At 30.9% G+C, this 22,244-nt stretch carries 20 protein-coding genes; 4 read left to right on the forward strand and 16 right to left on the reverse strand.

Translation table 11 applies throughout. The features are described 5' to 3' along the window. Positions 1–52 precede the first annotated feature (52 nt). From tnpC to ACQKCJ_RS04420, 9 genes are all read right to left on the reverse strand, one after another. Positions 53–2,701, reverse strand: a complete 2,649-nt coding sequence (gene tnpC / locus ACQKCJ_RS04380; protein WP_427401457.1) for an IS66 family transposase — start codon at positions 2,699–2,701, stop codon at positions 53–55. Positions 2,702–3,030: 329 nt separating this feature from the next. After that, the gene (locus ACQKCJ_RS04385) at positions 3,031–3,798 is read right to left on the reverse strand and encodes a nucleotidyl transferase AbiEii/AbiGii toxin family protein (protein ID WP_427401458.1); all 768 of its coding nucleotides are present in this window, start codon (positions 3,796–3,798) and stop codon (positions 3,031–3,033) included. Between the two features lie 12 nt (positions 3,799–3,810). Further along, positions 3,811–4,104, reverse strand: coding sequence for a DUF6922 domain-containing protein (locus tag ACQKCJ_RS04390; RefSeq protein ID WP_427401459.1), 294 nt, complete (start codon positions 4,102–4,104; stop codon positions 3,811–3,813). Between the two features lie 562 nt (positions 4,105–4,666). Beyond that, positions 4,667–4,951: a hypothetical protein gene (locus tag ACQKCJ_RS04395; RefSeq protein WP_427401460.1), complete on the reverse strand. Its 285-nt coding sequence runs from the start codon at positions 4,949–4,951 to the stop codon at positions 4,667–4,669. Between the two features lie 762 nt (positions 4,952–5,713). Further along, positions 5,714–6,838: a hypothetical protein gene (locus ACQKCJ_RS04400; RefSeq protein ID WP_427401461.1), complete on the reverse strand. Its 1,125-nt coding sequence runs from the start codon at positions 6,836–6,838 to the stop codon at positions 5,714–5,716. Between the two features lie 231 nt (positions 6,839–7,069). Continuing rightward, positions 7,070–8,428, reverse strand: a complete 1,359-nt coding sequence (locus tag ACQKCJ_RS04405) for a tetratricopeptide repeat protein (protein WP_427401462.1) — start codon at positions 8,426–8,428, stop codon at positions 7,070–7,072. A 169-nt stretch (positions 8,429–8,597) separates the two neighbouring features. Then, positions 8,598–9,467: a leucine-rich repeat domain-containing protein gene (locus tag ACQKCJ_RS04410; protein WP_427401463.1), complete on the reverse strand. Its 870-nt coding sequence runs from the start codon at positions 9,465–9,467 to the stop codon at positions 8,598–8,600. Positions 9,468–9,649: 182 nt separating this feature from the next. Further along, positions 9,650–9,868 (reverse strand): hypothetical protein, encoded by a 219-nt coding sequence (locus ACQKCJ_RS04415; RefSeq protein WP_427401464.1) that lies wholly within the window; start codon positions 9,866–9,868, stop codon positions 9,650–9,652. 159 nt (positions 9,869–10,027) lie between these two features. Next, the gene (locus tag ACQKCJ_RS04420) at positions 10,028–10,318 is read right to left on the reverse strand and encodes a hypothetical protein (RefSeq protein ID WP_427401465.1); all 291 of its coding nucleotides are present in this window, start codon (positions 10,316–10,318) and stop codon (positions 10,028–10,030) included. 347 nt (positions 10,319–10,665) lie between these two features. Here ACQKCJ_RS04420 and ACQKCJ_RS04425 point away from each other — a divergent pair, with 347 nt between their 5' ends. The 4 genes from ACQKCJ_RS04425 (at position 10,666) to ACQKCJ_RS04440 (ending at position 14,483) form a co-directional block, all read left to right on the forward strand. Next, on the forward strand, positions 10,666–11,361 hold the full coding sequence (locus ACQKCJ_RS04425; protein ID WP_271334955.1) for a pseudouridine synthase: 696 nt from the start codon (positions 10,666–10,668) through the stop codon (positions 11,359–11,361). Positions 11,362–12,248: 887 nt separating this feature from the next. Beyond that, entirely contained in the window at positions 12,249–12,845 is a 597-nt protein-coding gene (locus ACQKCJ_RS04430; protein WP_427401466.1) for a helix-turn-helix domain-containing protein, read from the forward strand. A gap of 88 nt (positions 12,846–12,933) precedes the next feature. Then, the gene (locus tag ACQKCJ_RS04435; RefSeq protein ID WP_271334957.1) at positions 12,934–13,473 is read left to right on the forward strand and encodes a DUF3575 domain-containing protein; all 540 of its coding nucleotides are present in this window, start codon (positions 12,934–12,936) and stop codon (positions 13,471–13,473) included. 455 nt (positions 13,474–13,928) lie between these two features. Further along, on the forward strand, positions 13,929–14,483 hold the full coding sequence (locus tag ACQKCJ_RS04440; RefSeq protein WP_427401467.1) for a porin family protein: 555 nt from the start codon (positions 13,929–13,931) through the stop codon (positions 14,481–14,483). Between the two features lie 248 nt (positions 14,484–14,731). On the opposite strand, the gene ACQKCJ_RS04445 is transcribed toward ACQKCJ_RS04440, so the two are convergent. From ACQKCJ_RS04445 to ACQKCJ_RS04475, 7 genes are all read right to left on the reverse strand, one after another. Next, positions 14,732–15,265: a hypothetical protein gene (locus ACQKCJ_RS04445; RefSeq protein WP_427401468.1), complete on the reverse strand. Its 534-nt coding sequence runs from the start codon at positions 15,263–15,265 to the stop codon at positions 14,732–14,734. Positions 15,266–15,269: 4 nt separating this feature from the next. Then, the gene (locus ACQKCJ_RS04450) at positions 15,270–15,818 is read right to left on the reverse strand and encodes a hypothetical protein (protein WP_271334960.1); all 549 of its coding nucleotides are present in this window, start codon (positions 15,816–15,818) and stop codon (positions 15,270–15,272) included. Continuing rightward, positions 15,815–18,490 carry a hypothetical protein gene (locus tag ACQKCJ_RS04455; RefSeq protein ID WP_427401469.1) on the reverse strand — a complete coding sequence of 892 codons (2,676 nt, stop codon included), beginning with the start codon at positions 18,488–18,490 and terminating at the stop codon, positions 15,815–15,817. Before ACQKCJ_RS04455 ends, ACQKCJ_RS04450 begins: the two co-directional genes overlap by 4 nt. After that, positions 18,491–19,288, reverse strand: a complete 798-nt coding sequence (locus ACQKCJ_RS04460; RefSeq protein ID WP_271334962.1) for a hypothetical protein — start codon at positions 19,286–19,288, stop codon at positions 18,491–18,493. A gap of 119 nt (positions 19,289–19,407) precedes the next feature. Next, the gene (locus ACQKCJ_RS04465; protein WP_271334963.1) at positions 19,408–19,962 is read right to left on the reverse strand and encodes a hypothetical protein; all 555 of its coding nucleotides are present in this window, start codon (positions 19,960–19,962) and stop codon (positions 19,408–19,410) included. Positions 19,963–20,581: 619 nt separating this feature from the next. Next, complete coding sequence (locus tag ACQKCJ_RS04470) at positions 20,582–21,013, reverse strand: hypothetical protein (RefSeq protein ID WP_427401470.1); 432 nt, start codon at positions 21,011–21,013, stop codon at positions 20,582–20,584. Between the two features lie 106 nt (positions 21,014–21,119). Beyond that, entirely contained in the window at positions 21,120–21,803 is a 684-nt protein-coding gene (locus ACQKCJ_RS04475) for a hypothetical protein (protein ID WP_427401471.1), read from the reverse strand. Positions 21,804–22,244 lie beyond the last annotated feature (441 nt).

Consider the following 22,244-nt stretch of genomic DNA (forward strand, 5'->3'; position numbering starts at 1 on the left):
TCTATTAAATCACAAATTTTATACGATACATTGTCTAAAAAATTTTATTTTTTCACATATCATAAATACTTATTTTTCCCGATCTTAGAAATTCAAAAAAATTTACCCCTTGATATTTACATGTTTGCTGAATACTTAAAAGAGTGAGATAATCTTGAATCCCTTTTTTTGTCGGCAAACCATCATACTCCCTACGATACAATGCAACGGCTTTTATAGCTGCTTCTGCATTGTTATTATTCCAAGGTACTCCATCATAATTTAAAAAAGTAAAAAGTTCGTTTCTAGTTGAGTTAAATCTTTTTTTCCATTTTAAACAAATATTTGTTTCAAAATCAGTTTTATTCAACATTTTGAAAAAAAAATCAACTTCCTTTTTATGCTTATTTAAATTTCTTTTCTTCAACCCAAATTTGTTAATTGTAGTTGTAATATTGGTTAATAATTTGGAAAAATTCATCACTATAACTCTAAAACTAACGTCAAATTGATTCTTAACCAAATCGTCATTTATATCCCGTATTAAATGAATTAAACATCTTTGTTTTGCACATTTCATTGCGTCATAACCCGCATAAAAATCACTAATCAGAACGCCATTAAAATCACATAAAAATTCTTTTAAAAAGTCCGCTTCTCGAGTTGGTCTAAATAAATAAAAAACAGCATCAATATTTGTGAATACCCATACGTAACAAGATTCATTCCTGATATGAAAAACTGTTTCGTCAATATGAATAACAGAACTACTCTTAACTATATTGATAATTTCATTGAATGTTGTTTTATACTTGTTTGCAAATTGCACTTTAGTGCGCATTATATTGCTATGGATAAAATCAATATCAAAACTTTCTTTTAATTGTTCAGAAATCTTATTGTAACTAATTCGGTATTGAATCATTTGATTGATAATCCAATTCTGTAATTGAAGTCCATATTTGCTTCTGATGTTAAACTCATCTGTGGGCCTTACTATTTTCTTACAATTATCACATTTGTATCTTGCATTTTTATAGAGAATAATAATTCTCCTAATTCCTGTTTTCGTTATTTTTAAATCTACAACCGTCCTATCTTCAATGCTGTGTCTATACATTTTTTCACAATTACACGATTCACATTTTTTAGGACGTTGAGAAGTAATAATCTTATTTGGTCGCAGTGAAATTATCGACTTAGTTCTAGTGGTCTTTTGCAATCCAATTTTAGGATAAGTCTTTATTAGAACTTTTTCCCTTTGGTAATTAAAATGAGCATAACTATTAATAATTTGAAAATCTGGAACTAGAAAATTTGCTCTCTCCCACTTATACACAGATTTTTTTTTTAAATCTTTAACATCTTCAAAATTTTCATTATCAAGTTTAGGAATACTACAAATCCAATCTTTTATAACTTTTAGGGCTGTACAATCTTCAATATTATATCTAATTAATTTATCCTTATAGCTAGCTTGATTATCAAGCTCCCAACTATATCTCCAAAAAATACTTTGTAAACCTGATGCATTTTTATCTGACCATTCAAAATTTAAAAAATGAGCAATATCTTTAAGGCTATTGGTATAAGTTGGTGGATAAATGCAATTAGTAAGAATAGTTAAAAGATTAAATGAATTGTCAATTAAGGTGTTAATGTAATTCTGGTCTTCAGGACTTATCTTTTTTAAAATCCTTTTTAATCCCTGAATTTCATAAGTGCCATAATGGTACAACACAAAGTTTTTGAAAGGTTTTAGTACCTTAATTAATTCGATAAAAATATTAGTTTCTTCTTCTTCAGTATTAGCCCAAAATGAATATTTATTTTCTATATCACCATTTCTTATAATTAAACCAATTAGATAATTTATACTTCTGTCGGGAATACCTTCAAAATCTATAAACACCTCAATATCATGTTTTTCCAAATCAACCCTCTCAAGGATATACGTTTTTTGTTCCCGAATCGCTAATGCTTTTAATTCTGGTAAAAATTTTCTCTTGATATATGGATTTTTTTTAGCCCTAAATATATATGATAATTGTTTCACAGAAAAAATACCCCTATTATTTTTCAGTTGTATCTCTTTTTCTTTCAAATTACCTAAAAGACTCAAGTCATCTCTCTCAAGAAGCTTATCAAGACAGTCTTTACTGAATTCACAAACTTGACAATGCGTATTTTTATAAAAAACTGGTGGATTAACTGCATTTTCAAGATTTCTTATTAAAGAGATAATTTCGCTTATTTCCTTTTGAAAATTGGAGAGTTTTAATTTTGCTTCTTTAAATTGTTTTCCAAACACTATTTTAACGAAATCAATCTTCAGTTTAAATTCAGACTGAATGAAATATGATTGAAGTGCAACAGTTAACTTATCTAGTTTAGTTACTTTTTCTAAAGGACTAATTAGAATAAGACACATCTTCTTTTCGTCAAAATACAATCCATCCACCTTAATGTTTATTTTGTTTTTGCTAAATACTGTATCTATGTAAATTTGGTTTACCTCATAATGATTTTTATCCTTGAATAATTGTCCCTTAAACTCTTGTTTTATCGAATTTTTATCAATGTAATTTTGTTTTTTAATATTCCGTAGTTCATCAATAACATTTTCAAAATCAGTTTTTAAGGACTGAGAATTCAAACCTTTTAAATAGGCTTTATAATTGCAGTGAATTAATGCGGTTAATATTTCATTATTGATAATCATCGAAATTCTCGATTTACAAAAAATAGTGCTTTAATTTTTCCAAAATAGCACTTCTTCGAATCTTCTAAGAACAAAAAACATTTCTAAAAGTTCAATACTGTCCGAAGTATCCCGGCTACGTGCACGCTTCAATATTCGTCGAAATCATACCCGTCGCCGAAAACACAGGTTCTTGGCTTAACCACGGGAAACTACAAAAAAACAATATAATAGATCTAAGGAAAACACCTCTCCAACTTCTCTACTTTAGCTAATAATTTTATTTTCATTTGAAATCAACATATGAGATTGTAAGCTCCCGGACTTCATAAAATTTATCCCCTAAACTTTTATCTGATTCTCATCCCCCTAGGCCTTGGAAAAGTCAAACCTAAATGTGAATATAATCCCCTTACCTTACTTCTCCATTCAATTTTTGATACTACCCATTGTTTATTTTCTCCTACGATATGTAGATTATCATGCGAATGAGAGGGCATTTTCATTGAGTCTTGAACATCATCAAATTTTAAAAGAAGTTGAGGATTATCAATTGGAGACTGGTTTTTATCTAAATCAAAAATAGTCCTGTCTTTTTCGTTACTGTATCTGGATATTTTTATTTTTAATTCATCATAGAGTTTTACCAAAGGAATTTCATTTGTTATAAAATCAAGATCGTAAATATCTTTTTTTGTCGCACGATTTGCTGCACTGACCAATTTGAACAATCCAATATCCAGCTTTGACAATAACCGAATACCTTCTTTAATTTCAATTGGATAAAGGTTCTTCATATTTTGAAGAAGTTCAACTTTTAAAACTGTTTCTTTGGAAATCACAATAAAAAATCTCATAAAAACAAACTGGTCGTCAATATCACAGGGATTATCAAATCGAATAGCTTTATCACCATAAAACATTGACACTTCATCTTTTATTCTATTAAAACCTCTTCTTCCAATTATATCGGGACAAAATAAATCAATATCATCAGATACTCTATGATTATACTGCATAGCAAGATTGGTCCCTCCTCCCAAGGCAAATTCCGAGAGTGAAGGCAAACTCTGCAATTCCAAAATAGTTTTTAATATTTCCGAAGACACAGCATTCATTTATAAAGGATATTAAATTGACAGTACAAAACGCTGAAAAGGCTTCACGTGATATCGATCAGCAACACTCAGACATACCTTATTACTTATATTCTCTTTTGTCTGTTTTAGATATTTTACAATATCAGAAGAAGTATAGAGTCCTTCTAGAAGCTGAATATCTGCTTCGAAAGTTTCCGAAGTAGTGGCATACAATGCCCTCGGAATTATAATAGCTTTATCTTTTTCAATATCAAGCTCACTATAATCCATATCCCAAAATAAATATTTAGGAAAAACGTCCACTATGTTGACTTTTGGTCTCATTTTACAAATATACAACTATTGTATTATATTTAATATTCTCCTTGCTTCTTTCTTATTTTTAACACTTTAATAATCAGTATCATTAAACATTGTAGGTAACAGTAACATTCTAAGAATTCTTGAACTTTCTGTTCCTCTTTGTCTAACTGTATTATAAGTATAATGACTTATCATTTTTTGGAAATCTGAAAATTATCAATTAATCATTTTCCCCTTTCAATATTTTTAAATCATTCACAAAACGGTTCGAGAATTGTCCCGTTAGGGCTACAAGTAAAAGTAAAAGCCTGAGAAATCTAGATTTCTCAGGCTTTTTTGTGTTTCTAAAAATCTTTTTTAATTAAAAAACACAAACTATCAGTGAGTGTGTTCAAGGAAAATTGTTTCGAGTCTTTATAAGTCCTTTTGGAGTTGTTGTGCACCCAACGTCATAGGACTACAGCGTTTAAAAATAAATTAAACCCATTCTTTGGATTTACCAAATTATAACAAATACAAAACTAACTTTTCATTAAGCCGATTGCCCAAATCTGTTGTAGCATCTATGTTATGTGGCGTGCTTTTATCTCTGGTTCAGAACCTCCAATATTTCTTCTGAAGGAGCATCACATTCTGAGTTCGTCAAGTACAAGTCAAAAGCTTGATTCAGGACTTCTTTGACAATTTTAGATAACTGTTTTTTGGTAACACTTTTTTCTGGAAAGTCATAATCTATTTCAAGATTAAAAATGATATCGTCAACCTCCGTTTCATAGTCATTTAAATCTTGAATGCTATTTTCAGCATTTCCTAGAGGATTCCACTGCTTTAGTATCGACTTAATTTGTTCAATTTTTTGTTGATTCATTTTGTCTATGGATATTTGTATTTAGTTTAAGAGCCTTATTTAATATTGGATTTTATATTTACTTTATGATTAAAAGTTCTGAACATTTAGCTCGGTAGCATGCCACATAACGTTCTAGTAGTGCAGCGGGTCTGGAATTAAATTAAGCCCATTTTTCAAATTTATCAAATCATCACAAATATAAAACCAACTTCCTATTAAGCCTATTGCGTAAATCCATTGTAGCATTCTAAATTATACGTTCGTTTTTATTCTTTTTCGTAATATTTTTATAGTGATGTTCAAAATTTTTTAAATCCAGTTCGTTTTTGGTTAAGTACTAAAGTATAAAGTCTTTTCATTTTGATTTATATGATTGTAGCAGTTCGCCAAAATGACGCATAACTTGTTTATAAGTGTGACAAAATTAAACAAAGTGATCCAAATCTGACTCGATACATGTGATAAATTTCACACATTATTTATTTTAAAATATTTTTTTTTCTTAAATTATCAAAAAAACTTTTAATTTTATTAATATTTTCTGTCACTTATATGAGTGTCTACACAAATAAAAAGTAGAGAAAAAAAAATTAAGATGCACATGCTAGAACATTATAATAATCTTTGAAAAATTGGTTAGATAATTGAATGCTTCCCGCTACTAAGACAAAGCTTCAGAGAAATCTGAAGCTTTTTTGGTTTATACTATTTTTATAATTAAAACATTTAGATTGCGGGTGCAAAGTCAGGAGAACTCTTCGGTGAGATGTGCTCCTTTTTTCATCTTACATCTTCAACAAATATAGAATTTGCATATCCGTTTTTCGCACCATCTGTAAGATTTTTAGCCTCCCCATTAATCCATAATTTTGCAACATCTCTATCGTTATCATTTTTTTCATACCCTACTACATAAATATTATTTTTATGTACAAATACTGAATTGGCTATAGAACGATATTTGCCATCCGTAAGATTTTGAGCTTTGCCATTAGACCATAATTTTGCCACCTCTATTCCATTTATAGTTTCACTACCAACAATGTAAACATTGCCTTTGCTAATAAAAATTGATTTTGCAAAAGCATTATTTTTGCTATCAGAAATACTTTGCGCTTTGCCATCTATCCATAATTTTGCTATATATTTATTATTTTCTATTTCATATCCTACTACATAAACAACACCATTGTCTATATATAAAGAGAGTGCATACGCATTATTATGTCCATCGGTTAAATTTTGCGCTTTCCCGTTTTTCCAAATTTTTGCGATACTATTATTCTTGTAACGTTGTTCATCTCTATCTCCATTTTGTTCATGACCACAAATGAAAACATCTCCCTTGTAAATAAACATGGAAGATACATCTACCCAATTCTCACTTCTAATCACATCTGTTGAAATTCCATTTTTCCAAACTTTCGCTACATAATTAGTTAAATCATATTTGGCTCCTAAAATATAAACATTATTGTTTTTTATACACACTGATCTTGTATAAGCAGATTTTATTCCATCTGTCAGTTTTTGTATTTCCCCATTTTTCCACATAGCTGCCACATATTCTTTATGAGGTCTAATAGAACCCACTACATAAACATCTTGTTTTTTTACCGCTACTGCAGTTGCTTCTGAATACAATTCTTTATTTTCTAATGGAATATCTATTCCGTTTTTCCACAATTTCACAACTTGTTTCATGCCTACTTCATCGGCTATTTCTTCGATTGAACTTTCAAACTTACTATCGTTATATTCATATCCTGCTACATAAATATTCACCTCCTTTATATCATTTTTTTCTCTAACGAGTGATTTGTTAGTTTTGCATGCAGGAAACAATACAATGATAGAAATAGCAATTATTATTTGATTTAGGTATTTTATTAAATTTAAATTCATCTGTTTTATTAATTATATTTTATTCGGAGCAACTTATTTTGGCAAGGATATACTTTAAAATGTCGCCTAACTTCCTATTACTACAGTGGTTTTTGGTACTAAATTGAACCCTATTTTCAGATTTACCACCTGAGCCATAGCGAACAGGCGAAGCAAATCATCCCAAATAAAAAACTAACTTTCCATTAAGTCAATTGCCCAGATCTGTTGTAGCTGTTAGTTGCAGATTTTTTATTTACAATATTCTTTTATTCCTTTTTCAGCATCAGGTTCACCATATTTTTTTGCGTTGTAATAATCTTCACAGAAATCGGATATTCCAATTTGTTGTTTTGCTTGAGCCAGAACAATGTAACCATAACCATATTGGGGATTTATTTTAATTGATTTACCAGCATCCTCTAATGATTTTTGATATTGACCTAGTTCCAAAAATAAAAATGAACGGTAACCAAATGCTCTAAAAAAATCAGGTTTCAATTCTAAAGACTTATTAAAATCTTTTTCAGCATTTTCATAATTTTTTAATTTCCTATAGCAAAGTCCTCTGTCAATATAGGGAACGTGGTTTTTTGGATTTAGTTCAATACGTTTTGTTGAGTATTGTATTGATTTTTCAAAATTATTCATATCAAAATATAACAAGCTTAAATTATCATAAATTTGATCGATTACTGCTTCCGGAAGAGATAAGGCCTTAAGATAATCCTTTTCGGCATTTACATACTCTTTAATTTGAAAATAGCAGTAACCTCGATTTAAAAAATTATCTGATTTTGCAGCCTTATTGTTTATCAACATTGTGTAGGCAATAATGCCTTGTTTATATAATTTATTTACAACAAATACATCCGAGGCATATTGTAGTTTTTGATTTAAAGTACCATTACAAATTGAATCGGGGACTTGAAAGGGATTTCGATGCCCTAATTTTATTGCATTTTTTCCATCTTTACAAGCCAAATCAAAATTTAATAATGCGAAGTTAATTTTAGCTCTTGCCGAATACGCTTCTGGATATTTATTATCTAGATTAATTGCTTTATTAATCATTACCAACGCTTTTTCATTCTTTCCGCTTTCTGACAAAAGAATTGCAAAATTGTTAAACAATTGTGAGCTTTCAAATTTATATTCAATAGCTGTTTGATAATCATTTTCAGCACTCTGCATTCTTCTCAACCGTTGGTTTACAATACCTTTCCAGTAAAAATATTCACCCTTTTTTTTTATATCTGTAGCCTTTTCAAATGCTTGCAACGCTATTTCAAGTTTATCGATTTTATTGTTAAGCATACCTTTTTCAAAATACAACTCTGAATCGTTTGGGCTTAATTTAATCGCTTTATCAATACCGGATGAAGCATCTTCGTATCTAAAAAAAACAAATGAAGCTTTTGAATATCTGAGCCAATAATTTGAACTAATTGAATCTTTTGCAAAATCTTCTTTAAGCTTTTTAATTGCGTTCATCGAGTTTATCATTGAATTACTCTCGATTAAAGAATCAATTTCATGGTATTTAATATCCGTTTGTCCTTGTAATGTAATGCTAAATATAATTGAAATTATGAATAATATTTTTTTCATTTGTGTGTGTTGTATAAAATTTGTAACTAACGTGTTACTACAGCTTGATAAAAAACTTGAGAGAATCTGAGACTTTTTTTGTTTTAGAATAATTTATAAAAAGTTAATATCCTTTATAAAATTTATGATTTACCATTAAAGCCAATGAACAATTTCTTCGTAGTAGTTGCTAGCCACAGTAGCTTTTGATTATGGTTTCTGACTCTCTTTTCATTTCTTCAAATGTGCGTATAAATTCGTCACACCTTTCTTTTAAAAGTGGATTATTCTTTTTTACAAATCCTGCTCTTTTACCTAAAAATTCAAAATTGTCTTGATAGTCCCAACATAAGTCCCATGAACATCCTTCAACAGCAGGAATTGCAGATTGTAAAAAAGCATATTCATTTGTTTTGAAAGTTGCTCGTCCAATTTTTATTTTCTTCAAATTCTTTAAATGCAAAATCGGTAAAAAGGCCGGGAATTCCGACTTGTTGATTATAAAGCCCAATGAAAAAACTTCAAGGTTTGGAAGTTCTTTTAAAAACTCAAAATTTCCAATTGGTTGGTTCCAATCAATAGTCCCATCAATATGTAAATAGCGTAAACTATCTATTTCTTTTAGTCCGTCAAAATTGGAAACTTTACGAATATTTTCAAAATGTAAAGATTTTAGTTTTGTAAGTTTTGAAAGTGGAGTCAAATCAGAAAACCCCGAAACATATTCGAAAATAAGCTCCTCCAAATTATTTAGGCTACTAATGAACTCTATGTCTGTTGCTCTGAAAAAAGTTATTCTTAACCGTTTTATGTTTTTTAGTCTACCAATAGCTTCAACTTGTTCTTTACTTGGATCATTAAGTGTTATTTCTTCAAGATTTGGACAGTCAAACATTTGTTCCCAATTTACTTTCTCTTGTTTTTTGCTTATAGTTAGAATTTTCACTTCGTCTTTGTTTGCGATTGTAAAATCTGCAATAAATGCAAATCTTTCTCTATTTGGAATTATCGTCCAATAGTCTCTTGTTCTGTCTAAAAAATCTCCAAAGTGATGTTTCATTACCTGTTATGTTCTTGAGTTTTCTGTGTCATCTAATGCTATTTTGGTAAACTTTCTAGTACTGTTGAGGATTTGAAGCTAAATGAAGTTCATTCTTCGAATTTGCCAAATCAAACCAAATACAAAACCAACTTCCCATTATGTCAATTGCCTAAATCCGTTGTAGCTGTTACCAGTTGCCTCTATTTACGATTTTTTAATTGTTCTAATCTCTGTAAAGCTTTGGGTAAATCATATTCCTCTTTTGGCAACTCTTCCATTAGTTCATAATTTAAGAATCTATATCTTTTTATTCCACAACCTTTATCGAGAATATTGAGTTCAGAACATTTTACACATTTAATGATGTCAAACTCAAAACTAGGAATGTCATTATCTCGTTCCAAAATAAAAGTTTCCAATTGAGTTTTGCATTTTTGGCATTCTATGGAAAGAATTTCATGTCTTTTTCTTTCTTCTGCTAATATTTTTTCCGAAGCTTTTTTAATAGCCTTCTCATGGTCATAATCCTCAATTCCGTATGTCCAAAAGTTTAATTTTTCATTAATACTCCGAATGTTTCAAATTTTCGCAATCTCAGCAAAATTATCCACAACAAATTCTATTTCTTCTGTATCTAATTCGTCAGATTTAATTTCCTTGAAATAGCGTCCAAATACGTTCTCAATTTCTTTATCTGATTTATTTGAATTATTGGCAGAAATTAAATCCGATAGTAAATCATTAAAAGAATTTTCAAGTGTAATGCATAGACTTTTTTCTGAAGGATTCAATCCACGATTTTCCCATTCTTCGCTTGAGAATTTTTCAATGCTTTTTAATTTTTCTAATGCTAAAATTGTATTATTCACTATTGTTTCTTTAAGGTAACTGCTAACTTGTTTATGCCTATTACAAACCACACAAAGCCAACCAAATTCGGGTAGATATTTGTGATAAATTTCACACATTATTTATTTTCAAATATATAATTTTTTCACTACAAACTATCAAATACACTTTTAATCTGATTGATGCTTTTTTGGCACTTATATGAGCGGAAATGCAAACAAAAAGCAGAGAAATGTTTCTCGCTATTAAAACAAGGCTTTAGCCCATTTTGTCAAATATCTCTTTGCTCACACTAGCTGTAGAGAAAGTATAGAAACAAATAAGTCCTAAAAGTGATTTTAATCGAAATCTCGTTTACTTTTGCCAAATGTTAGAAATTCTTTACCAGGACGAATATATTATAGCAATTAATAAACCAAGCGGATTATTGGTTCACAAGTCATTTTATGCGCGCGATGCAAAAGTGTATGCTATTCAGGAATTGAGAAATCAAATAGGGCAACATGTTTATCCCGTTCATCGGTTAGATCGCAAAACATCTGGTGTCTTGTTATTTGCATTGGATAAGGAAGTTTTGAAAATTATGAATGATCGTTTTGCCACACGCGAAGTCGAAAAAAAATATTTAGCAATTTTACGGGGCTGGTCGCCCGAAGAACAAACGATTGATTATGATTTAACCAATGATGATAACGTTACACAAAATGCAATAACATACTTTCATCGTTTGCAAAATGCCGAAGTTGAGTTAGAATTTAACAACAAGCCCACGTCACGATATTGTTTGGTAGAGGCGATTCCTGAAACGGGACGTATGCATCAATTACGAAAACATTTTAAACATATTTTTCATCCTATTTTAGGAAGTCGGCCACATGGTTGCAACAAACAAAATAAATTATGGCTGGAGAATTATGACCTGAAAGGAATGATGCTTCACGCACATCAGTTAATTTTTAATCATCCAATAAAAAATGAACAGCTCATCCTGAATGCCAGGATTAATGAAGAGTTTAGCAGGGTTGGTACTATTCTTAATCTGGATTTGAGTAAGTATAAATAGAATAACAATTTTGAAATTTAAGATGTGTATGCTAAAATACTGCAGCTATTTCAATGCTTGGCGCTATTGATACAAAGCTTCAGAGAAATCTGGAGCTTTTTTCGCTTATATCCATTTACAAAACAATCTCTGATTCAGGTGCGAATTCAGGAAACAATCGTACAGCTTGCATGAGAGCTTTTTGGGGCGAAACATTTTAGTTAATCATTTCTTAATCCTTTAAGGAAGTAATTAGTATTACTATAAATTCGTCTTGTCAATTCGTATGAAATAAGTTATGTTTAAAAAAATGACTGATTATCATGATATCCCAGAACAAATCTCAGAAGCAACTTTTATATTAAAAAATTGATTTATACAACACTTTTAAATATTGCGATTTTTCAAGGTATAGTCTTGGGCTTAATTATTTTAAGGTCTTCCTTATTCAATAGTAATTCAAATAAATATCTGGCGTATTTACTATTTACACTTTCAATTATTTTACTTACTCAGGTTTTTCAGATTGAAGATGCATATACTTCCTATCCTCTTCTACACATTATTGACAATGTCGTATGGCCATTTCTGTTACCTGCTTTTCTATTTCTGTTTATTATAAACCGGATTGATGATTCTGTTAAAAACAAACAAAAAATTTATTTGTGTTTTATTCCCTTTGTCTATTCCGCTGTCCTTAATATTATAAACGACCTTGATCATGTTGCAGGACTTTATGCTATTCCTAAATTAGGTACAGCTATAATCACAATACTTGGTCTTATTCAACTTTTTTAGCCGTTACATTTATACCCTCCCTGCTGCTTTACTCTTATTTTATTATAAGACATTTAAAAGATTCACAAGAAAAAAAATGGATCATTACCTTATTAACAATTGTTTCTTCTTTGTTATTTGCCTGGCTTATTACTTGTCTGGCTGGCCTATTTCTTGAATATGACATTTCTTCTACTTTGAGTGCTCTCGCTTTATCAGCAACATTCATAATTCATTGGACAGCTTACATAGGTATTTACAAATACAAACTGGCCAAAGACAAAGATGCTGTCTACAATTTTCTAAATAATGACTTCGCTATTTCCTATAGCAATCTACAAATTGTAGAAAATAGCAGACCCGAAGAATACAGGGAAGCAATCACGGCTGATAATCTTTATTTTCAAAAACTGGAACTTCTTTGCAAAGATCAGCACATTTATACTGACAGTACTTTAAACAGAGAAAAGGTTGCCGAAAAACTAGGTATAAGCCCAGGATATGTTTCACAAATTATAAACACGATAACAGGAGATAACTTTGCTCATTACATCAATCAATATCGGGTTGAAGCTGTCAAGGAAATGATCTCAAATTCTGAATATGGCAACTATAATTTGTTGACGATGGGATTAGAATCCGGGTTTACGTCTAAAACGACTTTTTACAAAGCTTTTAAAAAAGTTACTGGTCAGACACCCAATGAATATAAAAACACCAGCAAATAAGTACCATTTTATACATTCTTAAGCTTTTGAAACCTTTTCTAGTTTTTCTTCTGCGAATTTTGGATTCAAATAATTCAAATCACTTTTTATGAAAAAAAACTTTTTACTACTTATCGTTTTGTTTGCCTTTTATTCTGCTCATGCTCAAAATGAAACTGATCCTTATCAGAAAAATAATGAAATTAAATTAAATGCAATTGCTCCTTTATGGCAATCTTTTCAGGTTGGTTACGAAAGGCATTTAAATCATAATTCGTCATTAGGACTTTCTTTTTATTATGTGTTTGACAATACAAAGAATGAAGAAGATTTAAATTATTCCGTATCTCCGTATTACAGAAGATATTTTGGTAAAAAATATGCATCAGGCTGGTTTGTTGAAGGATTTGGAATGCTGACTTCTATAGATGGCAAAAAAATATACGCTTCAGAAGATCATTCAATATATACCGAAAATCCCGACGTTATTGATTTTGCTCTCGGTGCAGGCGGAGGCTGGAAGTGGGTCAGTAAAAGCGGATTTCTTTTTGAAGCAAATGTTGGTTATGGCGGTCTATTATTTAATGCAAATAAAACAGACCACACTATTGTTGCAAAATTTGGATTGAGCGCTGGATATAGATTTTAATAAACTGATAAAATAAATATTAGTTTGCGAAATTAATTTCACGTAATGAATTTGTGTCAATTAGTGAAATTCGTGTTCAAAATTGATTTATAATATTTGTTTACAAACGGTAGGCCACTAAGATAAAGCTTTAGAGAAATCCAGAGCTTTTTTATTTTGGACTCCCCTGAAACAACTTTGCGTTTACGAGCGGGACACTCACGCCCAATATCACCTTAAGGAGATTTCCATGATTTGTTGCAAAATAAATCTCTCCTAAAATTGTAAAGTTTTTTTGTTTCAGGCAGATTTAGGAGATCAGGCAGATTTTTCTAATATTTTTAATCCTTTAATCTGTGGCTTTGAGAAAAAAAAGATAAGTAAATAAGTGCCAATTTATCCATTTTTAAGCTTTTGAAACCTTTTCTAGTTTTTCTTATGTGAATTTTGCATTCAAATAATTCAAATCACATTTTATGAAAAAATTTTTATTACTAGCTGTTCTTACAGTTTTAGGATTCGCAAATGTCAATGCCCAAAAAATTAAATTTGGCGCTAAAGGAGGTTTAAACTTTGCAAATGTCAGCGGAGATAATACCAAAGGTCTTGATGTCGTAACATCATTTAATTTTGGTGTTGTATCAGAAATTCCAATCTCAGATAAATTTTCTTTTCAACCTGAATTAATGTATTCCGGTCAGGGATATAGTTTCAATGACAATACAGTTGCTTTAAATTATCTGAACATTCCTTTAATGGGAAAATATTATGTAACAAAAGGATTAAGCGTTGAAGCCGGACCACAAATAGGTTTTTTACTTTCTGCTAAAAATGAGAAGACAGATGTAAAAGATGCTTTTAATACTTTTGATTTTGGCGTTAATCTTGGCTTAGGCTATAAACTTGACAACGGACTTAATTTTGGTGTAAGATACAATCTGGGATTAACTGATATTAATAATGTGGATAATTCTTCCATTAAAAATAAAAATGGAGTATTTCAAGTATCTGTTGGTTATTTCTTCTTCTAGAATTTAATAATTGTATCGCTTTTATCCCTAAGACTGCCTGGAAAAATAGCCGCCTTTTTACCGGTGTGATTTGTACTCGTTTTACCTATCACAGATTTTTTAAACAGATTGGGATCAAAATTAAAAGAGGTAAACAATGAAATAAAAGCTTCAGAGAAATCTGGAGCTTTTCGTTTTTATAATTCCCCTTATTACTGATAAACACTGATATCTGACTAACAATATAAAACCTGGCTATTTGACATTTTTTATAGAGGACCAATAGTAAATACAATACGAGCACTATAGTTAGCAACCGGAATTATAACAGACACACCGCGTATTTGAAGGTTTAAACCAATATTAGTTACTGCTGCTAATGATAAAACAGCAGTTACTCTAAATAACTCCGTATCACTCGTTAAAACCTCCTGATATGGCGTCGCCTGATTTGGTAGCATGCTACAAAGCACGCATAAACCTGATCCATTATTCAATTTTTTTACATCAATTTTCAGAGAATTATTCCATGTAGGATTGGGTTCATATCTGACTGAAACCTTTCCTGTGCCTAAAAGAAGTGGTACTGACAAACTTAAATTAATTTGAGAAGAGCTGCTTTCATAAGTTCCCACATAATCAGATCCCGCTTCTGTAATTGTTGGGATAACAGGAGTCCAATCTGTACCTCCTACCGTAATCGTTTGAGATTTGGTAACAACGCACACAAATAACGCACCAACTAAAGACAATAATCTTATAGATGTATTTATTCGATTTCTTATACTAGATTGTTTCACCATGTTTTTAGTTACTAATAGTATAGGTTATAGTAATTATTTTATTAGTAGTTTGTACTAATTTCTTATAATCATCCATTTCTAAAGAAATATTTAACAAATGTCCGTTATTGATACCATTTCCCGTAAAAGCACCGCCAATACCTGTTATAATTGTTGTAGGCACAGTGGTTAGTGTAACTTTACCCACAGGAATCCCTCGTGTACCTCCCCCACTACCGCTCGCAGCCGCAGCCTGAAGCTTTACGAATAATCCGGTGAACGTCTGATCAATTTGGGCAGAAACAGATCTTGCGGGCGTTGTTGTTTTTATAGCAGACGTATAGTTTAACCATTTTGTAGTATTAACAGCAGGAATGGTTAATGGGCGACCAGCCTCTGTGGGTGCCAAAAAGCTAAAAGAAATAGCCGTCATAGCAGGTTCTACATCAAGTAATGCAACTTCAGAAAGATTCACATTAATATTGCGACTTCCTGTTGTTTGTGCCGAAAGAAACAAACTACCAGAAAAAAAAAGGAATACTCCTAAAACAAATTGAATCGAATTAAAAATCATTTTTTTTCTTTTGAAGTGTTAAAACCTACTCTCATTGGTTTTTGCAAATATTTTATTTCTTTTTCCGTTTTACTAATCTTAACCTGAACTTGTTGATCTTCATCCGGGTTAAGTGTTAAGTTTATATCATCTGTCTGAATTTTATATTTACTGTCTAATCCGTTGCGATATACTTTTAATTTCCAATCACCGGGTCTTAGATAGGTAAAATCAAAAGGTTTGGTAATATCACATATTTTTCTAAAAACCTGACTATCTGATATCACTTCAACAATAACACTTTGGTCTTTGCTATCAGCATCTTTCTCGTCAAGTAGTATTATTCCTTTTATACCGGAAGCTTTTGTAATACCAAAATTGAAATAATTTCCTCCTTCGATTATGGTAACTTTAGCCGGAATGTCAATATCGGTAATATCCTGCACACCTAATGTTCCTTCTTCTATTTCAAGAAAATAAATATCAGGTTTCACATTTTTAAACAAAAAATGACCATTTTCATCCGTAATAGCTGAATAGGGACCTAAATGAAGTTTTATATCCTTTATTTGTGCACTCCCTAAATTAGTGATATTTCCTTCAAAAAAACCATACTCTTTGATTTTTTTTATAGGCGCATTAATGTCCAGAACATAACGTACTGAAAATGCAAAATCCTTATTCTCAATCTGATGCTGCGCTAAAGCATATCGGGAAAGAATATTTATTTGTTGATTTGGAGCTACTCTGTAATTTAATGCCAGCTCCAACAGATTTCTGTCTGTATAATAATCCTCCAGATAATAGGTGTTTTGATAAAATAAACTGGCATCCCATCTGTTGTAAATATGAGCATTGACACGCCCTCCATATAAAAACAGCTTCTCATCCTTTGTCGCATATCGATTTACGGTCGAATAACTACCATAAAGACTTATAGAATTTCCTTTGTTGTTATAACTAACATTTGCAGTATATAGTGATGATGCGCCTTTTGAATTAATCAAAAAATTAGTCGTTTCGGCTAAATACATTTGAAGATTGATCGAAAATTTATAAATATCCTGAGACAATTCAATACGGCTAAACATTTCTTTATAAAAAAACTGTTTATGTTCCATTCTGTCTTCATATTCCTGAGTTCCGCTAAAGAACGAAATCGCACCTCTTTTTAAATAATTATAACGTATCCCTACCTGAAAAGCTTCTCTGTATGGCGCGGCTCCATAAAGAGTATCTCTTTCAAAATTTCTTGCATCCTTTTGATAGTTAGACGAAAGGCTCAGTTTGGGTAAAATTCGGTAATTAATATTAGCCGTAAAAAATTGGGTATTGGTATAATAACCTGAAAAATTAGGCGATGCATATATATAGCTCGCATTGACATCCAGATCTTTAAAATAAGTTTGTGTTTGTAACTGCCATGCATTTCCTTGTGCTACATTATTACTGCTTAAAGCATATTCTCCTTGTACAGCAACTCTCTTAAAAACATTTCCCTCGCCGGCAACATAGTGCAGATGATCGTCCTGATTGTTCTCTTTTCGTTTCAATAAATATCCGTAGCGTATATTATTTTTGGCATTAAAATTTACCTTGGCATAAACACTGATTTCATCTTTAATATCTTTAAAAAAACGGGGTTTATTATAAAAACCCCCAACTTCTAACTTGTTGAATTTTTGCCTTAATTCTACACCTCTCCCATATCTTGAAAACTCTGTCAAAAATGACGAAGAAAAGGTCTTATCACCCAAATGAGCATAAAAATTAGTCGATTTATAATTTATAAAATATTCTTCGTACTGAGAAAAGGACGTTAATCCGAAACGGTCCGGACCGATAGCCCTAAATTCAAGTAATTTAGAATTTTCTTCATTTAGAGCTCCTCTTCCATAAATTTCTCCCTGAAAACCGCTGTCAAAATCATTCCGCTCTTGTCGCCCAATATAGGTTGCCGCTATTCTAATAGGAAACCGAAGCCAGACATCTTCATTTACAGGAAAAACAGGAATAACATTTGTTATCTGGGAGGCAAAAACAGGTTGAACAGAGTCGTTTTTGACAGAAGCTGTAAGTTTAATTAAATTTTGTGAAGGTTTAGGCTGTTCAAGCTCAGTAGATTGATATGCATTTATTAGGACAGACTTTCCAGGTAATATCAAAATAGGATTATCACCTTTTATAAAAGTTCGGGCAGAGGTTTCGATAAAAATATTTTCTTTGACGTTTCCCTCATTTTTCAGCATAAAAAAATTATTAATAGTGTCTCCTGCTTTTACGTAGCTTGATGCAGAAATAAGTTCTAATGTTATTCGTTGCAATTGACTGACCGTTAGTACAAAATCCTGAGAGTGTAAAATATTATTTGTCTTGTCCTTAATAACTAAATTTATTTTGTCTTTGCCTTTTGATGAATTAATGGGTACCTGAATAGCAACTAAATATATTTTGGTTTCGTTTGCTGCTAAAGTAAGATCATAAGGTGCAGCAGCCAAAACCCAACCTTCAGGAAGAGTATTCGTTACCGTGACTAAAAAATCCTTGGGAAATGGATTCGTAATTTTAAAAACCAACGTTTGTACCTTTCCCGGTGTAATAAACTCATTCTGATTTACTAAATCGACCGCGAGTTTTTGTGCCTGAGAAAAGTACGGAATAATAAAAAATAATATAATTATTCTTTTATTCATTTATTCATTGGGTATATTTAATTCGATATTTATTCCAAAAACGTGGTCCTCTGCACTACTTGCAAGTATTGAAGCATTATAATTGCCAACAGGAACTGAACTTAAATCTATAGTAAATAGTTTAGAATTATTGGGTAGCAAACTCTGTATATCGCTCTTGAATTTTCCTTTATTACTGCCGTCTTTGCTGTCAAATATCTCAATGGTGGCTTCAACGATATGAAATATTTCCCCATTATTTGAAATTGTAAGTTCTAAAACATGCTTTCCTTCAATTTTCTTTAAATTGATAGCATCAAAAGTCATTAAAGCCTTCGCAGGTTTTTCATTTGTTGTAACCATCTGAATGCTATAACGAATGAGCGTTTTTAACTGAATACCGTTTTTGACATCATTTGGTACAACATCATCTACAGGTTCAACCATTACTACGCTCCAAAAGCTGCCGGCAGGGGTATTTTCAGGAATAGTGATTTCATAAGACACATCAGTCTTACTCCTGCCTTCTATTTTTAATAAATTGGTACTTAATTTAATCCATTTTAAATTGCTCCTTTTATTCTTTCCGTAATCTTCATAAAATGAAGTCCCCGTAGCATTATAGCTATAATCTTGTTGATACAATTTTACATTTTGAGCAATATCAGAAGTGTTTTGAATAGTGATAATTCCTTTTTGCAATATTCCTTCTTTTAGTTTGTAACTATGTGTTAAACCATTGGTTATAACAATGCTTGCGAATACATTAGTATACGCAAAGAAAACTGCAATAAAAAAGAGTGTTTTTTTTAAAGTCATCGCTTAGCAGGTAGGTTGAAATAGGTAGACAGAAGTAAATAGTTAAACAAAAATAGTGTCTCCTGATTTTATGTAAGCGACACTATTTTTGTTTAAATATCTTTGAAAAAATATGGGTTTTAGTTTTCACTAATGGTATAAGTAACTATTACTGAAGGTGTAGATGCAAACAAACCTGTGTAATTAGTCGCGTTTAATGAATAGGTTAAATTGTGTCCGTTGGCGGCACCATCTCCTGTATACGAAGCTCCAATTGCTGATATAATTTGTTGATCAGCCGCGGTAAGCGTTATCGCGCTTCCGGCACTAGTTCCCAATGTTCCGCCTCCATTTGTTCCGGTAGCTGTAGCTGCCAGAACCCTTACATCTAAACCAGGTACAACCGCATCCATTTTAACAGATACTTTGGCCGTTTTTGTGCTTGTTGTTGGAATATAAGAATAATTAAGCCATAAACTAGCATTGTTTGCCGGAGCTACAATGGGCAAACCCGCTTCTATAGGAGCAGTAAAAGCCATCGTAATGTTTTTGGCCAGAGCTGGTTCGATATCCACAATGGCTACTGTAGGAATTGTAATTCCTATCGTGTGAAAATCAGTTCTAGTGTCTTGGGCATAGACTTTTCCAAAAACAGCTAGTAAAAATAAAGCAGATAAAATTTTGTAGGTTTTCATAGGATATGTTTTAGATTTTATATAAAAGTATACAATATTCACATATCCCTAACTTAAATCTTACAATTTTAACAAACTTATTATTCAACACTACTTGTGGGGTTATATTTACATACTATTTAACATTATTCTTTAGCCATTATGTTTCCTGAGTTTGCCCGTATAATCAGAGACAATGAGTATCAATGAAATAACTTCTCTTTTTTTCAAAAGATTATCGCAATTTCCTGAAGTATTAAATTTAAGATAGAAATACAACAATTATATGCATATCCTGAGATAATCCGGTTAGATTTTCGGCATTCCTCCTACTTTTTATAAGGTGCTTTTCGGGGAGCAGGGATACTTATTTACTGCTTTGTCATGACCTAATCTTTATATTCAAGATTGGGAGCGGGAGGTGTTATATCGCCTTTCTTTAAAATTATAGTCGAACCTTCGCCAAAAACAGAAACTTTAATCGCCGGTAAGTTATTTTACTATTGTTTTTTGTGCAGAGCAACTTATTGATATAATGAATAATAATTTGATACAGATAAACTTTTCCATGATTGTATTTTAGATTACAACTTCTAAAGTCGAAAACTTCACAGCCAAGAAAGACGACTTGTTAGTCGCATTACTTTGTTGGAATTGATTCTAATTTTCCGTTCTTATATACATAAAAGCTTGTATAAGCGTCAGAAAAATCTTTTTTATTGTTACTTTCTTTAGCTGTAAGTTTTACATCAATTAAATCTCTAAAAGCAGATTTGTCATTAGAATAAAAAAAGACAGTTATTTTATCTGCATAGGTTTTTCCAATATAGTCTTCATTTTTAAGTTTTTTGGAGGAATAAAGCCCTACGCGAATTTCATTATTATCATTCCAAAAAGCTACCGAAACCGTATTGTCTGTATTTCTTCCTGTATGATATTTTGCATTTTCGTTAAATTTCAGGATTTCAGTTTTTAAATCTGAATTTTTTATTACAATATTATCTTCTCCAGCATTCCCTTTATCACAAGAGTAGCTTATAATTATAAAAAACAAAGCAATTATTTTTCTCATATTATTTGTTTTTTTGATTCAAAATTAATCCCTTTTAATGGCTATCTGCTGCAGTGATTTCCCTCTTTATAAAATCTATTATAATTCAAATCGAGATTATTTTGTTTTATTCCACTTCTTCTCCAAACCAAAAAATTTTATCACGTACCAATGGAAAATTCCAATCTTCAGTATAAATATTTTCCAATTCTGCAGACCAACCATCTACAGTAGAAGCTTTTCCATCAATTTTTCTGGTCGCTGTATATTTCCCGGTAATGAAGTTAAAAGATTTAGTGATGCTTTTTGTATCTTTCTGATAAGATACTTCATAGCCAATTATCTGAATTTTATGATTTTGATTATTAAATCTTAATCTTATTTTTTCGACCAGATCTTTCTTTTCTCCAGAGATATTCGGGATCGATTCCTGATCAGCATATTGTATGGTTACTATGCATATCTTTTTTTCGTTTATTGTAAAGAATGTATAATAAGTCGATTCTTTATTATTATACAGAACGCTATTATTTAGCAGATTAATTTTGACTTCTTTCTTTTGCGAAGACAAATAAACTGAAAGTACACTCTGCACTATTTCATCTTCATTGTATAAGATATTAAAATTATCAACTAAACTATCATTATCAAATTTTACTGATAAACTTCCTGCAAGTTCTTCCTCCTGTTCTTTTGTCCATTCTTCTGCTTTCTCTTTTATTTGATGAGAATCCTTAATCTTTTTTCCAGTTTTATTTTCGCAAGATTGCAAGGAGAATATTAATATAAAAAGTGCAAATAATTTATTCATTTCAATTCGGTTTAATCTTTAAATTCAGCTCGGGTTGCGAAGGCCAAAAACAATAAAATAAAAGGCAGCAATAGCATTAATAAAATAATTACAGAAAATATGATTACTTTTTTCTTCCTTGTTGCTTTAGATCGAATCAAGACTCCAACTGTAATTACAATTATTAAAAATCCAATTAGGTATCCCATTTTTATTATTCTTATTTCTTACTGCACATTTGTAAGATATGCTGTTCAAATATATTGTTTTTTTCATATAAACAATAACAAGGATCGTGGTTTTCTACACTATTAAAAATCAATAATATACTTATGAATATCCAGTATAATTTTGTTGGATTTTAAACAACGCTTCAAAAAAACCCAAAGCTTTTTGTTTATATTTACTCTTTATATAAACAAATTTAATTCATCATAATCACAACCAAGACAACCTATTAAT

Origin of the sequence: Flavobacterium sp. NPDC079362 (assembly GCF_050267765.1) — a bacterium.
Classification (GTDB): Bacteria; Bacteroidota; Bacteroidia; order Flavobacteriales; family Flavobacteriaceae; genus Flavobacterium; species Flavobacterium azizsancarii.